11 protein-coding genes and 1 pseudogene are annotated in these 13,480 nt (G+C 72.6%); 4 read left to right on the top strand and 8 right to left on the bottom strand.

Annotated features, from left to right (window positions below; translation table 11 throughout):
• The coding region (locus tag ACLB9X_RS31765) for a hypothetical protein (RefSeq protein WP_410363892.1) at positions 1-147 on the top strand (147 nt) is incomplete at its 5' end.
• A gap of 181 nt (positions 148-328) precedes the next feature.
• Here the strand turns inward: ACLB9X_RS31765 and proY are convergent.
• Positions 329-571 (bottom strand): annotated as a pseudogene (gene proY, locus ACLB9X_RS31760) (proline-specific permease ProY); the annotation flags it as partial.
• An 86-nt stretch (positions 572-657) separates the two neighbouring features.
• On the opposite strand from proY, the gene hutG reads away from it, so the two are divergent.
• Positions 658-1,638 carry a formimidoylglutamase gene (gene hutG / locus ACLB9X_RS31755; protein ID WP_410363886.1) on the top strand — a complete coding sequence of 327 codons (981 nt, stop codon included), beginning with the start codon at positions 658-660 and terminating at the stop codon, positions 1,636-1,638.
• Positions 1,639-1,728: 90 nt separating this feature from the next.
• Here the strand turns inward: hutG and ACLB9X_RS31750 are convergent, their stop codons facing one another.
• Together ACLB9X_RS31750 and ACLB9X_RS31745 are read right to left on the bottom strand one after the other, a co-directional pair.
• Positions 1,729-2,637, bottom strand: a complete 909-nt coding sequence (locus ACLB9X_RS31750) for a S1 family peptidase (RefSeq protein WP_410363885.1) — start codon at positions 2,635-2,637, stop codon at positions 1,729-1,731.
• A 744-nt stretch (positions 2,638-3,381) separates the two neighbouring features.
• Positions 3,382-4,611: a DUF5685 family protein gene (locus ACLB9X_RS31745; RefSeq protein ID WP_410363884.1), complete on the bottom strand. Its 1,230-nt coding sequence runs from the start codon at positions 4,609-4,611 to the stop codon at positions 3,382-3,384.
• Between the two features lie 291 nt (positions 4,612-4,902).
• Between ACLB9X_RS31745 and ACLB9X_RS31740 the strand changes: the two genes are divergently transcribed.
• A complete protein-coding gene (locus tag ACLB9X_RS31740) occupies positions 4,903-5,337 on the top strand; it encodes a cell division protein SepF (protein WP_410363883.1) in 435 nt (144 codons plus the stop codon).
• A gap of 83 nt (positions 5,338-5,420) precedes the next feature.
• On the opposite strand, the gene ACLB9X_RS31735 is transcribed toward ACLB9X_RS31740, so the two are convergent.
• Together ACLB9X_RS31735 and ACLB9X_RS31730 are read right to left on the bottom strand one after the other, a co-directional pair.
• Positions 5,421-6,611 carry an acyl-CoA dehydrogenase family protein gene (locus tag ACLB9X_RS31735; RefSeq protein ID WP_410363882.1) on the bottom strand — a complete coding sequence of 397 codons (1,191 nt, stop codon included), beginning with the start codon at positions 6,609-6,611 and terminating at the stop codon, positions 5,421-5,423.
• Positions 6,612-6,813: 202 nt separating this feature from the next.
• Entirely contained in the window at positions 6,814-8,472 is a 1,659-nt protein-coding gene (locus ACLB9X_RS31730) for an MFS transporter (protein WP_410363881.1), read from the bottom strand.
• A 434-nt stretch (positions 8,473-8,906) separates the two neighbouring features.
• Between ACLB9X_RS31730 and ACLB9X_RS31725 the strand changes: the two genes are divergently transcribed.
• Entirely contained in the window at positions 8,907-9,932 is a 1,026-nt protein-coding gene (locus ACLB9X_RS31725) for a phosphatase PAP2 family protein (protein WP_410363880.1), read from the top strand.
• A gap of 82 nt (positions 9,933-10,014) precedes the next feature.
• Here ACLB9X_RS31725 and ACLB9X_RS31720 read toward each other — a convergent pair whose 3' ends face one another.
• The 3 genes from ACLB9X_RS31720 to ACLB9X_RS31710 all read right to left on the bottom strand — a co-directional run bounded on the left by ACLB9X_RS31720 (position 10,015) and on the right by ACLB9X_RS31710 (position 13,242).
• Positions 10,015-10,230, bottom strand: coding sequence for an I78 family peptidase inhibitor (locus ACLB9X_RS31720; RefSeq protein ID WP_410363879.1), 216 nt, complete (start codon positions 10,228-10,230; stop codon positions 10,015-10,017).
• A 260-nt stretch (positions 10,231-10,490) separates the two neighbouring features.
• The gene (locus ACLB9X_RS31715; RefSeq protein WP_410363878.1) at positions 10,491-11,501 is read right to left on the bottom strand and encodes a helix-turn-helix transcriptional regulator; all 1,011 of its coding nucleotides are present in this window, start codon (positions 11,499-11,501) and stop codon (positions 10,491-10,493) included.
• Between the two features lie 463 nt (positions 11,502-11,964).
• Complete coding sequence (locus ACLB9X_RS31710) at positions 11,965-13,242, bottom strand: glycosyltransferase (RefSeq protein WP_410363877.1); 1,278 nt, start codon at positions 13,240-13,242, stop codon at positions 11,965-11,967.
• Positions 13,243-13,480 lie beyond the last annotated feature (238 nt).

Here is a 13,480-nt window from a genome sequence, read left to right as displayed (position 1 = left end):
CTGGCGGGGGCGAAGGTCCGCCGGGTGCTGACCAACGACCCGGGCATGGGCGTCATCCGTCACGTCGACGCCGGCTACGACATCGCCGACACCGTCGCCACCGACAAGGGCGTCCGCATCCCCATGCAGGAGAACGCCCCCGCGTAGCCGGCCGAGGGCCCCGCGGCTTCCCGAGCGTACGGCTCGTCGCGGCAGGGGCCTGGTTCATGGCGGAAGCAGTCTCCCGGTCCCGCCCGTCCGGCGCCGCGTGGCCGGACGGCCGGGCGGCGGCGCGAGGCGAACGGACCCAGAGGTGATGGACGACCGCGAGCAGTGCCAGCCACACGGCACCCACGATCAGCGCGATCCGTGTGGTGTCGGAGAAGGCGAGGAGCACCATGACGCCGACGAGGAACACGAGGGTGACGATCTGCCCGTACGGCCAGAAGGGCGCGGGGTGGGCGAGCGCCTCGTACTCCCCGCGCGGCATCATCCGGCGCGCCCGCATCTGCGACAGCAGGATCAGCAGCCACACCCAGACGGTGGCGAACGTGGCGACGGACGAGACGACCAGGAAGATCCGCTCGGGCATCGGATCCGAGAACCCGAGGCGTCCGCGCTGGCCCGCGTCGGGGTGAGCGGCGTGTAATGGGCCCGAGAGCAAGGAGACCGACCGACATGACCCTCGCCGTGGACGTGACCCCCCAGCCCTGGACCGGCCGTGACGACGGGCCGGGTGCCGACCTCGTGCGCTGGCACCACGCCGTCACCGGAGCGGCGGACGGCCGCGGTGGCCAAGCCGGTGCCGGACCGTGGCACGCCGCGTTCGTGGGGTTCCGCAGCGACGCGGGCGTGCGCAGGAACCAGGGCCGGCCCGGCGCGGCCGACGGCCCGGGCGCGCTGCGCCGGGCGCTCGCGCCGATGGCTCTGCGGCATCCGCTGCACGCGGTGGACGCGGGAGACGTCGAAGTCCGCGGCGACGACCTGGAGTCCGGGCACCGGCGCCTGGGCGAGGCGGTCACCTCGCTGCTCGACCGCGGCGGCCGCCCGGTCGTCGTGCTCGGCGGCGGTCACGAGGTCGCCTACGGCAGCTACCTCGGTCTGGCGGGCAGCCGGGCCGTACGGGAGGGCGCCCGGGTCGGCGTCTTCAACCTCGACGCCCACTTCGACCTGCGCGACGACGCGCGACCCAGCTCCGGCACGCCGTTCCTCCAGATGGCGCGGGCCGAGCAGGCCCACGGCCGCCGGCTCGACTATCGGGTGCTCGGCGTGAGCCGGCCCGCCAACACCCGCAGGCTCTTCGACACGGCGGACAGGCTCGGCGTCCGCCACCTGCTGGACACGGAGTGCGGCGTGCTCGACCGCGACCGGGTCGACGCGTTCGTCGACGGGTTCCTGGCGGACTGCGACCTGGTGCATCTGAGCATCGACCTGGACGTCCTGCCCGCCGCGGTGGCCCCCGGGGTGAGCGCGCCCGCCGCGTACGGCGTGCCGATGGAGATCGTGGAGCGCGTGTGCGCGGCCGTGGCGGCGAGCGGCAGGCTCGCCGTGTGCGACGTCGCCGAACTCAACCCCGCTCTGGACGTCGACGACCGCACGGCCCGCGCCGGCGCCCGGCTCGTCCACCGCATCCTGGACGCGGTGCCGCCCGTGGCATGACGTAAGCGCAGACAGCCGGGGGCAGGACGAGCCCCCGCCCGGAGGTCCGGGCGGGGGCCAAGGCGTCTGTGAGGGGCAGGACTACCCGCGTCAGTAGACGCTGACTCCGTACGCGCTGAGCGCTTCCTTGACCGGCTGGAAGAAGGTCGTGCCGCCCGTGGTGCAGTTGCCGCTGCCACCGGAGGTCAGGCCGACGGCCTGGCTGCCGGAGTAGAGCGGGCCGCCGCTGTCGCCCGGTTCGGCACAGACGTTGGTGCGGATCATGCCGTAGACGATGTCTCCGCCGCCGTAGTTGACGGTGGCGTTCAGGCCCGTGACGCTGCCGCTGTGGGTGCCCGTCGTGGAGCCGCGGCGGGTGACCGGCATCCCGACGTAGGCGTCGGCGGCGCTGGTGATGTCGACACTGCCGACGGTGCCCGGGTGGGACAGCGAGGTGTTGGAGTAGCGGACGATGCCGTAGTCGTTGCCGGGGAAGCTGGATCCGGCCGTGGGGCCGATGGTGGTGGTGCGCGAGGAGTTGGTGTACCAGGTGCCCGCGCCGTCGGTGCAGTGACCGGCGGTCAGGAGGTAGTACGTGCCGCTGCCGCTGCGGACGTTGAAGCCGAGGGAGCAGCGCCAGCTGGAGGCGTAGATGGCGTCGCCGCCCGAGATGAGCTTGGAGAAGGTGCCGGGCGTGCGCTCGATGCGCAGGGCGCCGGCGTTGTTTCCGGCTTCGCGCTTGATCCGGGCGATCTCGGCCCGGGAGACGGTGCTGTCGGCGGTGACGACAAGGGTGTTCGTGGCCTTGTCGACGTGCCAGGCGGTACCGGCCACGTCCGCTTCGAGCACGGCGTCGCTCGCGGCGGAGAGCCGGCTCGCGCTGTAGGTCTGCGCCGGGTCGGCGCTGGCGGTGGCGGTGGTGACGGCCAGTGCCGCGACCGCGATCAGGCCGGTCGACACGGCGAGCAGGCGGGTGCGTCTGCCGGTGGTGGTGCGGGGGATGGTGCGCTTGATCCTCACTTGTCGTTCCTCCCGAGGGGAAAGGGGGCCCTCTCGTGGGGTCGGGGCCCGGTGAGGCGCAGCCATGAAGCGCGGCGGCCCGTTCGAAAACCGGACATCGCCGTGTTCCTGACAAGCGCTGATCGGGAGTATTCGCGGCGTCAACCAACGGCACAAGGGCGGCTTTCGGCCGCCGTGCACATGCCGACGGCCGACCCCGGCGGCGGTGTGCCGCGGGGGCCGATCCTGCTCCGCTGTGCTCGGGTCGCCCGCCAGGACGGATCAGCCGCCCGCGTGGTTCCGTTCGCCCGCTTCGATCGCGACGAGCAGGGTGTTGCCCGGCGGCCTCGACCGCCGCCTCGATGTCCCGGAACGCCGTGCGGACCGGCGCGTCCGGGTCGAAGTCCCGTATGGCACAGACCCTTTCTCGTCGCATGACGGCCAGGCGCCGGTCGCCGTGCGCCGCCCGGGAACCGGGGATGGGCGTTGGTCGGCTTCGCGCCGGGAAGCGGCTGGTGAACGGCCGGTGGAGGCGTCCTCGGCCGTGGCGGTGACCACCACCTCGTCCCCCTCCTCCGCCCATGTCCCCGGCACGGCCGGAATTTACCCCTCCGGATGGTCGGAGGGCTGAGGGTCCGCCGAAGGCAGGGGGAAGGCGCCCGTGCGGGACAGCGGAGCGTACGGCCCGGCGACCAGGGCGACGCGCCGCTCGTGCCGGCCCCACCCGCGCTGATCGTCGTGCCGACGTGCCGACCTGACGCCCGTTCAGCAGTCGCAGCCGCAGTCGCAGCAGTCGCAGTCCCGGCAGCAGCCCTCGCGCTTCTTGCGGGACCAGGGCCCCTCGTACTCCTTGGCGCAGCAGATCTGGCAGGTGCAGAAGAGGCCGACGAAGACGGCGCAGCCGGCCCAGAAGCCCCGGCGCTTGGGCGCCGGCGGCGGGCCGCCGAACTGCGGCGGCAGCCCGCCGGGCCCACCGGGCCCGCCGGGCGAGCCGCCGCCGTAGGGATTCCCGCCGTAGGGGCTGGAGCCGTAGGGATTGCCGCCGTACGGGTCGGAGCCGTACGGGCCCGGCGCGCCGCCGGAGCCGTACGGGTTGCCCTGCGGCGGCTGCTGACCGCCGTGTCCCAGGTGCGAGCACGTCGTCGTGCCGAAGGTGCGGTTCACCGCGGTGCGCAGCTCGTGCGCGAGCAGCACGTGCACCAAACGGTCGTCCACGAAGCGGGCGTCCTTGAGCGCCAGCCTGATCCCGTGCACCGCGTCGTCGGCGAGGCGGCGGGCCTCGGCGAGGGAGGTGCCGGTGGCGGTGAGCGGGTTCCAGGCACCCGACGCGACGTCAGACGCCTTGTCCTCCACGGCGTCCAGCAGGTGCGCGAGCCGCCCGAAGAGGCGTCCGGCCTCGGCGAGCGGGGCCGTGTTCTCGGGGCGGCCGGCGAGCACCGCGGTGTGCGCGAACGCCGCGGCGGTCGCGGTCTCGGTCGGCTCGGTGACGGCGAGGAGCGGCGTCCCGGGGCCGGCCAGCGCCTCGATCCCCGTCTGCCGGTCGACGGCGTCGACGAGGACGGCCGTGTCGAAGCCGAGTGCGGCGCCCGAGCGTGCGCCCGCCCTGTCCCAGCCCGCGGCGACGCGCCGGGCGGCCGCGGCCACCGGCCTGCGCGCCAACACGCCGTCCCCGTCCGCGACGTGGTCGCGGACCTTCGCCGATGCGAGGACGAGCGAGACGGCCGCGGCGAGCTTCGCGCCCTCGCCCCGGGCGACGGGCGCCGTGCGCATGGCGCGCAGCGGGCAGGGCCCGGCAGTGCGGCGCTGTGCGGGAGTGCGCTCGGTCTGAGCCTCCGTCAGAACCGAGACGACGAGGCCGTCGTAGTTCGTCACGACGCGGGCGAACTGGCCGTGGTCGGCGCGAAGCGCCAGGCAGAGCCCGCACAGATGCGCCATCCACTCGGTCTTCAGCGCGTCACCGAGCCGGTGCGAGCATGGCCTGACTATTCCGAACATGACGGTCCCCCGGGAGTCCTTCGACAAGATCGGGGGCATCGTACCGACGGGCCGTTCACCCGTACGTCCCCAACGTCACCCGTCTGGTCCGACTTTTGTATTTTGATCCCTCCATGGCCCCTGCCCAGCAGGAACCTTGACGAATCGCCACATGTTCTGCACCAGTACCGTCACGAATCCTCTGCGCGGCGGCTATCCACTTGGCGCGCGATCCGCATGATGGACGACCATAGGGGTGCGGAAACGACAGAGACCGCAGTGAGACCACTGCAGCAGCGGAAGGAGGCGTCCATGGGTTCGGTACGCAAGGCGAGCGCCTGGCTGGGACTCGTCGAGGACAACGACGGGCGTTACTACGACGACGAGTACACCGATGGCGCGGAGGCGGGTGACGCGTGGGTCACCGACCCGCGGGTGCGCGTGGCCTCCGAATCCGCGCAGCAGGAGGGCCGGCGGATCGCCACGGTCTCCCCCGACGGCTTCCGGGACGCCCGGGGCATCGGCGAGCTCTTCCGTGACGGCGTTCCCGTCATCGTGAACCTCACGGCGATGGAGCCCGCCGACGCCAAGCGCGTCGTGGACTTCGCGGCGGGCCTCGCCTTCGGCCTGCGCGGTTCGATCGAGCGCGTGGCGACGCGGGTCTTCCTGCTGACCCCCGCCGACACGCAGATCGTCAGCGGGGACCCCTCGGGTCGTTCGCAGGACGGTTTCTTCAACCAGAGCTGAGCGTGGGGGCACCCCTGAGGACTTCGTCCGGGGGCACCCCCACCCGGCGGCACGGGCTCGTCGGTCCGCCTCCGGTACCCGGTCTACCGGAAGGCGTCGAGCCCGGTGAGCGCCTTGCCGAGCACGAGTTGGTGCATCTCGACGGTGCCCTCGTAGGTGAGCACCGACTCGAGGTTGGTCGCGTGCCGCATGACGGGGTACTCCAGGGAGATCCCGTTCGCACCGAGGATGGTGCGTGAAGTGCGGCAAATCTCGATCGCCTCGCGCACGTTGTTGAGCTTTCCGAAACTGACCTGCTCCGGCCGGAGCTTCCCGGCGTCCATCCGCCTGCCGAGGTGGTGGGCGAGCAGGATGCCCTTGTGCAGCTCGACCGCCATGTCGGCGAGCTTGGCCTGGGTGAGCTGGAAGCCGCCGATCGGCCGGCCGAACTGCTCGCGCGTCTTCGCGTACGCCACCGCCGCCTCGAAGCTGGCGCGCGCGGCGCCCATCGCACCCCACACGATCCCGTAGCGGGCGTGACTCAGGCAGCTGAGCGGTCCGCGCAGGCCGGTGACCTCCGGCAGCACCGCGTCGGCGGGCAGGCGTACGTCGTCCATGACGAGTTCGCTGGTGACGCTCGCGCGCAGCGACCACTTGTGCTTGATCTCGGGCGCGGAGAAGCCCGGGCTGTCGGTGGGCACGGCGAAGCCGCGGATGCCCTCGTCCGTCTGCGCCCACACGACGGCGACCGAGGCGACGGAGCCGTTGGTGATCCACATCTTGCGGCCGCTCAGCACCCAGTCGGAGCCGTCGCGCTTGGCGTACGTGCGCATGGCGGCCGGGTCGGAGCCGTGGTCGGGCTCGGTCAGGCCGAAGCAGCCGATGGTCTCGCCCGCGGCCATGCCCGGCAGCCAGCGCTGCTTCTGCTCCTCGGAGCCGTAGCGGTGGACGGCGTACATGGCCAGGGAGCCCTGGACGGACACGAGGGAGCGGATGCCGGAGTCGGCTGCCTCCAGCTCCAGGCAGGCCAGTCCGTACTGGACGGCCGTCGCGCCCGCGCACCCGTATCCGTCGAGGGACATGCCGAGCGCGCCGAGGGAGCCGAGCTCGCGGGCCAGCTCGCGGATACCGGGCAGCTCGCCGCGCTCGTACCAGTCGGCGATGTGCGGCAGGACGCGGTCGACCGCCCAGGAGCGGACGGTGTCGCGGATGGCGAGGTCCTCGGGGTCGAGCAGATCGTCGATGCCGAGCGGGTCGGCCGGGTCGAAGGGCGGAAGCTTCGAGGGTGCGGACATGAGGTGGCCTCCGGCGGCTCTCCCGCAGCTCGGCGCTGCGGAACACTGGTGACGGTCCCGAAAACTAGCAGCGCTAGTTACGACGGGAGCGACGTTACGGCCAAGTGTCCCGCGCGTCCAGACCCACCGGGGCGGACGGCATGCGCTTGTCCCCGGTACGACGACATCCGCAGCGCCGATACACCCCGGGGCCGGGGCAGGCTCAGGCAGGGCTCTTGGGCCTGCGGCCGGCCGGAACGGGCTCGGCGGGCGCGGTCGGCCGGCGCACGGCAGGCGCTTCCGGGCGGCGGGCCGCCGGGACATCGGCTTCGCAGCGCTCCTGTGCCGCGCACTCCATCACCCGGGGCAGCCGCAGCGCGGCGAACGCCCCGAGGAGCAGGAGACCCGCGCTGACCAGCAACGTGATGTGCAGGCCGTTCACGAAGGAGTGCCGCGCGGTGGTGCGCAGCAGGTCACCCACGGGGCCGCCGAGGCGCTCCGCCTCCTGGTAGGCCTCGCCGAGCGAGTGCGCGGCGGCGGAGCTCGCGGACGCGGGCACCCCGGCGAGGGAGGCCACGGAGGGCCCGTACGCCGCGTTCATCACGCTGCCGAGCAGCGCGATGCCCATGCCGGCGCCGAGCTGGTAGGAGGTCTCGCCGATGGCGGCCGCTCCCCCGGCCTGCTCCGGCGGCGCCTCGCTGAGCATCGACTCGTACGCGGCGAAGAGCGTGGTCTGCAGGCCGAAGCCGAGCAGCACGAAGCCCGCGGTGAGCAGCAGCGGCCGGTCGTGCTGCCCCATCAGGACGAGCAGCAGCACGGCGGCGGCCGTGAGGACGAAGCCCCAGCCGACCATCCGGCGCGGCCCGACGCGGCGCAGGGTGTACGAGCCCGTGGCGCCCGCGGCCATCGCCGCGAACGTCAGCGGCAGCAGGCGCAGCCCGGTCTCCAGGGGGCTGAGCCCGAGGACCAGCTGAAGGTACTGGACCGCGATCAGCTCCAGGCCGACCAGCGCCAGCATGGCGAGGACGATGCAGCCGACGGAGGTCGAGAAGGCAGGGCGCGCGAACATGCGCATGTCGATGAGCGGGTGCTCGCGCCGCTTCTGGCGCCGCACGAAGAGCACGAGCAGGACGGCGCCGAGGAGCAGCGGCCCCACGGCCCTGATGTCGAGCAGTCCGTCGCCGGCGCCCAGGCGCTTGACCCCGAGGACCACCCCGAGCACACCGGCCGCGGCCGTCAGCGCGCCGAGCACGTCCCAGGGGCCGTCGTTCCCGCCGCGCGACTCGGGCAGGAGCCAGCGGCCGACGGGCAGCATCAGGGCCATCAGCGGGATGTTGACGAGGAAGACGGAGCCCCACCAGAAGTTTTCGACAAGGAAGCCGCCGAGCACCGGTCCGGTGGCGGCGCCCACCGCGGCGACCGCCGTCCAGATGCCGATGGCCGTGGCCCGCTCGCGCCGGTCGGGAAAGACGGCCCGCAGGATCGAGAGCGTCGCGGGCATGATCATCGCGCCGCCGACACCCAGCAGCGCGCGGGCGCCGATCAGCACCGCCGGGCCGGGCGCGAAGGCCGCGACGAGCGAGGCGAGGCCGAAGAGGCCGTAGCCGATGAGCAGCAGCCGTCTGCGTCCGACGCGGTCGCCCAGCGTGCCGAACATGATCAGCAGCGAGGCGCAGACGAGTGGATAGGCGTCCACGATCCACAGCAGCTCGACGCCGCTCGGACGCAGGTCCTCCGTGACCGCGGGGACGGCGACGTGCAGGACCGTCGCGTCCAGGGCGACCAGCAACAGGCTGATGCAGAGGACTATCAGGACGACCCAGCGGTTGGCACCGCCGCCGGCGGCACGCAGGCGTGCCCCGGCCGTGGTCGTCACGGACATGTACGAACCTCCCAGTGAAGCCTCGCGCTCGGTGGACCGGCCGGGGACGGTACTGGTGGCTGGTCCCGCAGGGCGGCCCGGCATCGACGGGCGAGTGGCGCCAGCGTACGCGAGTTCGCGGGCGGAGCGCGTGGCCGATCTCTCACCTCCACTCACGGCCGGGTGTGGCGTACGCCACTCACGCCCGCGTCCGGGGCACACTCGGAGTCGTTCTGAACGGCACGGAAATTCCGTGCATTACCCCGGTGAATGATTTCCGGCACGCTCCGTGAATCACTCCGGGGAGATCGTCCGATAAATAGGGAACAAGCTCAGCGGTTTTTCCTGACGGGCCGTGAATTGACGGGGATCTGAGAGAAACTCCACATCACATAGGCATCACGAAAGGAGTGGATCGACCGGACCGACCACTCACTCGCTGTAACGTCGATTGGGTGCGTACCGACATCTTTGCCCGGCTGGACCGGGAGCCGGAACCGCCGAAGACAGAGATCCCGCGGATGAGCCGCACGCGTCTCGCGCTCTTCGGCGGGACGTCCGCGTTCTACGTGGCCATCGTGGTCGCCGTCCTGGCGTCGACGTGGCTCGTGGCCCTGGACTGGAAGCTCATGCTCTTCCGTCCCTACCAGCAGTGGCCCGAGCAGCACGCGTTTCTCGACTACTTCGTCGTACTCGGCCAGCGCGGCCCGACGGCCGTCATGGTCGCGGCGTGGCTGGGCTGGCGCTCGTGGCGTCAGCACACCCTCAGGCCCCTGCTGGTGCTCGGCGCGGCTCTGCTGCTGCTGAACGTCACCGTGGGCGCGGTCAAGATCGGACTCGGCCGGCTCGGCCCCCACTACGCGACGCAGATCGGCTCGGCCGAGCTCTTCGCCGGCGGCGATATATTTCCTTCCGGGCACACCGCCAATGCCGTGGTGACCTGGGGCATTCTGGCGTATCTCGCCACCACGCCCCGGGCCCGCCGGTATCTGTCGGCCCTGTCGGCCGTCGTCTCCCTCGGCGTGGGGCTGACCACGGTCTACCTCGGTACGCACTGGTTGAGCGACGTCCTGCTCGGCTGGGCCGCGGGACTGCTGATCCTGCTGGGACTGCCCTGGTGCGAGCCGGTCATCGCGCGCGCCGAGAGGATCATCCTGGGGCTGCGCGACCAGTGGCGCTCGCGCCGGACGCTGTCGCCCTCCCGGCCCGTCGCGGCGGGCGGCCCGCGGCACGCGGTCCTCACGAGCCGCGTTCCCGCGCTCGTGGCGGACGATCCGTCACGGGAGCCGGTGGCCGTCGCCGGTGCGACCCGGCCCGGTTCGCCGGTCGGCACGAGGACGACGGCACACCCGGGCACGGCGCATCCGACGGCGAAGCATCCGCAGCGGCCGCACCCCGTGCGCTCCGAGCGCTCGCCCGTCACGCCGTCGGGCAGCAGACGCCCGCCGCACTCGCGGCCCGGCACGGGCGGCACGGTGTAGGAGCGGCGGCAGGGTCACGGTGCGGGAAGGCCCCGGCACATCGGTGCCGGGGCCTTTCGCGCGTTCCGCCGCCTGGTGTCGGTCAGCCCTTCCAGCAGCGAATGACCACGTCGTCGCGCACCTCGAAGTTGAGCCGGCCGGCCAGGAACTCCATCGTGATGATCGAGCCGGGGGGCAGTGCTCTGACGGTCGTCCAGCCGCGCTCGCGGGCCTGCTGCTCGGCCTCCCGGGCGCCTAGGCCGACATAGGAGTCCGGCGCATCGTCGGGCTGCTCGGAACGTGTCGGTAGGGGTGCCATGCACTCCACCGTAGGCGGCAGCGGACGGTGACGGAAGGCGGGAAGTCGATCACCCAGCAGCCCCGAGTACCTCACCGGTCACGCTTCTGTCACAGGATCTCGACATCAGTTGGGAAGGGCTTCGCCGCGAACCGGTTCACCCGAACGGGTGCTCCGCGCGTGTTCTGCCGAAATTCAGCGAGCCATTGGCGGTCAAGAGAATTCTCCCGTGGAATTTCCGGAGCCACCCCGGGGGGACGAATTGACGTGGCAAGGTGAATTCACCACTCCCTCACAGGACCCCCATCATCTGTTCCCGTGCCGCGATCTGTCCCGGGCGCCAGAGCGCGCGAGAGCCGGTCGCGTACCTCCCGGACGCGGTCGGTCAGCTCCGGCGGCTCCACCACCTCGAAGTCCACGCCCATCAGCATCACGTGGATCACCAGCACGTCCAGACCGGCGGCACCGGTGCGCAGCAGGCAGTGCGACGCGTCGACGGGCTCCAGTACCCCGTCGGACGGCCCGATCACCTGGGCCGCCCGCTCGGCGGAGGTGTGGAGTCTGATCACCGCACGGGCCGCGTACGCCTGGGTGGAGACGCCCTGCGAGACGTAGGCGGCCAGGTCGTCGGCGGGCGGCTCGCGCGGGGTGAAGCGCGGGCCGTGCGGCGGCTTCGGCGTGATCCGGTCGGCACGGAACGTGCGCCAGTCGTCCCGCTCGACGTCCCAGGCCACCAGGTACCAGCGCCGTTCGGTGCACACCAGGCGGTGCGGCTCGACCGTGCGGCGCGTCGTGGCACCGGCGTGGTCGAGGTACTCGAACCGCAGCCGTTCGCTGTCGCGGCAGGCGTTCGCGAGCTCGGTCAGGACGGACGGTTCGAGCCGGGCCTGCGGCGTGCGCAGCATCGGCACCGTGAAGGCGTTGAGCGCGCTCACCCGGCGGCGCAGCCGGGCCGGCAGCACCTGCTCCAGTTTTGCGAGGGCGCGTACGGACGTCTCGCCGATGCCCTCGATGCCCTGGCCGGCCGCCGTGCGCAGGCCGACGGCGACGGCCACCGCCTCGTCGTCGTCGAGCAGCAACGGCGGCAGCTCGGCGCCCGCGCCCAACTGGTAGCCGCCGCCCGTGCCGGGGCTGGCGTTGACGGGATAGCCGAGCTCGCGCAGCCGGTCCACGTCACGGCGCACGGTGCGCGGTGTGACACCGAGCCGCTGGGCGAGGTCGGCGCCCGACCATTCGCGATGGGCCTGCAGCAACGAGAGCAGGCGGAGGAGTCGTGCCGAGGTCTCCAACATGCGCCCGAGTCTGCCAGCGGTTGCGGACAGGCCCTGTCCGCGGGGCCGGGTGCGCTGCGCGGGCGAGTCCCTCGGGTGCTCCGCCCCCGCACCCCCGCGCCTCAAACGCCGGCGACGCTGAATTTCGCGCCCCCGGCATGCGAGGCGGGCCACGCCCACGGGGCACACGTCCGCGTGAGCGGGCGTGCGCGCCGGGTGTGCTGCCCCGGACCCGTACCGCCTCCACGCGGCATTCGGGGGCTCCACCCCCGCACCCCGCGCCACAAACGCCGGCGAGGCTGGATTTCATGCGAGGCGGGCCACGCCCCACGGGGCGCAGCCCCCGCGTGAGCCGGCGTGACGCCGGCTACGGGCGTGGGGGCCGGATGCGCGGCGTGGGGGCCGGATGCGCAGCGCGAGCGCCCTCGCGGTCAGCACGTACCGCGCGACGCGGGTGCCCCCTCCCGCGGCGTACCCATGAGCGCTACGCGCCCCGGCGGGTCACCCCCGCCGCGGCGCCGCGCAGGCAGCTGACGCCGTCGTAGAGCGCGCTCGTGCCGCGGTGCACGGCCTCGCGCAGCGCGCCGTGGGCGTCGGCACGTGCGCCGCGGGCGACAAGCTCGGCGAACAGGGCCTCGTGGCGTTCCGCGACCCGGACCGGGTCGAATCGGGCGGAGGCGTCGCGCGCCGCCTGCCCGGCCCGCCGACGCCGCTCGTCGTCCTCGATCAGTCCGAGCAGCGCCGCGGCGACCGCGTCCACGTCGCCGACCGGCACGAGCCGCCCGTCGACGCCGTCCTCGATGATCTCGCGCGGCCCGTGCGGGCAGTCGGTCGAGACCACCGGGAGGCCGCAGCGCATGGCCTCCACGATGGTCATGCCGAAGGACTCCGCCGTGGAGGTGACGGCCGCGATGGAGCCCTTGGGCCACTCCGATTCCATCGAGTTCGCGGTGCCCATCAGGAAGACGTGGTCCTGCAGGCCGCGCGCCTTCGTCAAGGCTGCCAGGGCGTCCTTCTCGTTGCCGCTCGCATCCCCGCTGCCGTAGATCCGCAGCCGCCAGTCCGGCCGGGCGGCGACCACCTTGGCGAAGGCCTCGATGAGCACGTCGTAGCGCTTGACGCGGGTGAGCCGGCCGGCCGCCACGACCCACTTGGCGCGGGAGTCGGCGGGCGCGGACGTCGGTGCGGGCACGCTGTTGGGCACCGCCTCGATGCGCACGCCGGGCAGCGTGAACCGCTGCCGGTACGTGCGGGCATCGGCCTCCGTGACGGTGGTGACCGCGTCCAGCAGCGCGTAGAAGTGCCCTATGTCCCGGCGCAGCCGGTAGCCGTGGCCGTCCACCGCCAGATGTCCCTGCCCGACCTTCACGATCCCGCGGGGAGCCTGCCGGGCGATGTGCACATTGAGGCCGGGCCTCGTACCGACGACGACATCGGCCTCCAGCTCCTTCAGATGGGCTCCTATGCGGAGGTCGGTGAGGCGGCTGTACTGCTTGTGCCGGCCGTCGCCGCGGGGGAAGACCTTCGCGGGCCGCTGGGCCAGGGGATCATCGCCGTCGAAGCCGGGGCTGTTCTTGCGCCGGTCGACCAGGTACGACAGCGTCACGCCCTTCGGCGCACCCAGCCTCGGCACGTCGCGGTGGCGGAAGACGGACGTGATCTCGACGTCGTGGCGCTCGGCGAGCGCCTCGGCGAGATTGAACGTCGACCGGATGGTCCCGCCGATGCCGTAGGCGTTGTGGAGCAGAAATGAAATACGCATGCGCGACGCGTCCCCCTCGGTCTGTCGCTGCGCCCCGGGTCGTGGAGGGCGCACCTGTTGAACTGTACTGGCCGGAAGCAGAAGGGGCCGCCTCGGTGGCCGGCGGCCGGCCCGCCCGTGACGGAACCGGGCGCCCGGCCCCTGACCTGCGCCGCCGCCGGATGCCCGCGATTCGGTGCCGCCTCGCGCGTGACCCCTGCCGCATATCACCCGTTGACCCGTTATGAGCCGGGACCCG

This window comes from Streptomyces sp. 5K101 (assembly GCF_046506645.1).
Taxonomy (GTDB): Bacteria; Actinomycetota; Actinomycetes; order Streptomycetales; family Streptomycetaceae; genus Streptomyces.
This window is presented reverse-complemented; position numbering and strand designations above follow the sequence as displayed.

What these genes read in the sequence shown, in the direction of transcription:
- ACLB9X_RS31745 (WP_410363884.1), bottom strand. Translation starts at nt 4,611, where the DNA reads ATGTTCGGAATAGTCAGGCCATGCTCGCACCGGCTCGGTGACGCGCTG.
- ACLB9X_RS31735 (WP_410363882.1), bottom strand. Translation starts at nt 6,611, where the DNA reads ATGTCCGCACCCTCGAAGCTTCCGCCCTTCGACCCGGCCGACCCGCTC.
- ACLB9X_RS31720 (WP_410363879.1), bottom strand. Translation starts at nt 10,230, where the DNA reads ATGGCACCCCTACCGACACGTTCCGAGCAGCCCGACGATGCGCCGGAC.
- ACLB9X_RS31730 (WP_410363881.1), bottom strand. Translation starts at nt 8,472, where the DNA reads ATGTCCGTGACGACCACGGCCGGGGCACGCCTGCGTGCCGCCGGCGGC.
- ACLB9X_RS31715 (WP_410363878.1), bottom strand. Translation starts at nt 11,501, where the DNA reads ATGTTGGAGACCTCGGCACGACTCCTCCGCCTGCTCTCGTTGCTGCAG.
- ACLB9X_RS31740 (WP_410363883.1), top strand. Translation starts at nt 4,903, where the DNA reads ATGGGTTCGGTACGCAAGGCGAGCGCCTGGCTGGGACTCGTCGAGGAC.
- ACLB9X_RS31710 (WP_410363877.1), bottom strand. Translation starts at nt 13,242, where the DNA reads ATGCGTATTTCATTTCTGCTCCACAACGCCTACGGCATCGGCGGGACC.
- hutG (WP_410363886.1), top strand. Translation starts at nt 658, where the DNA reads ATGACCCTCGCCGTGGACGTGACCCCCCAGCCCTGGACCGGCCGTGAC.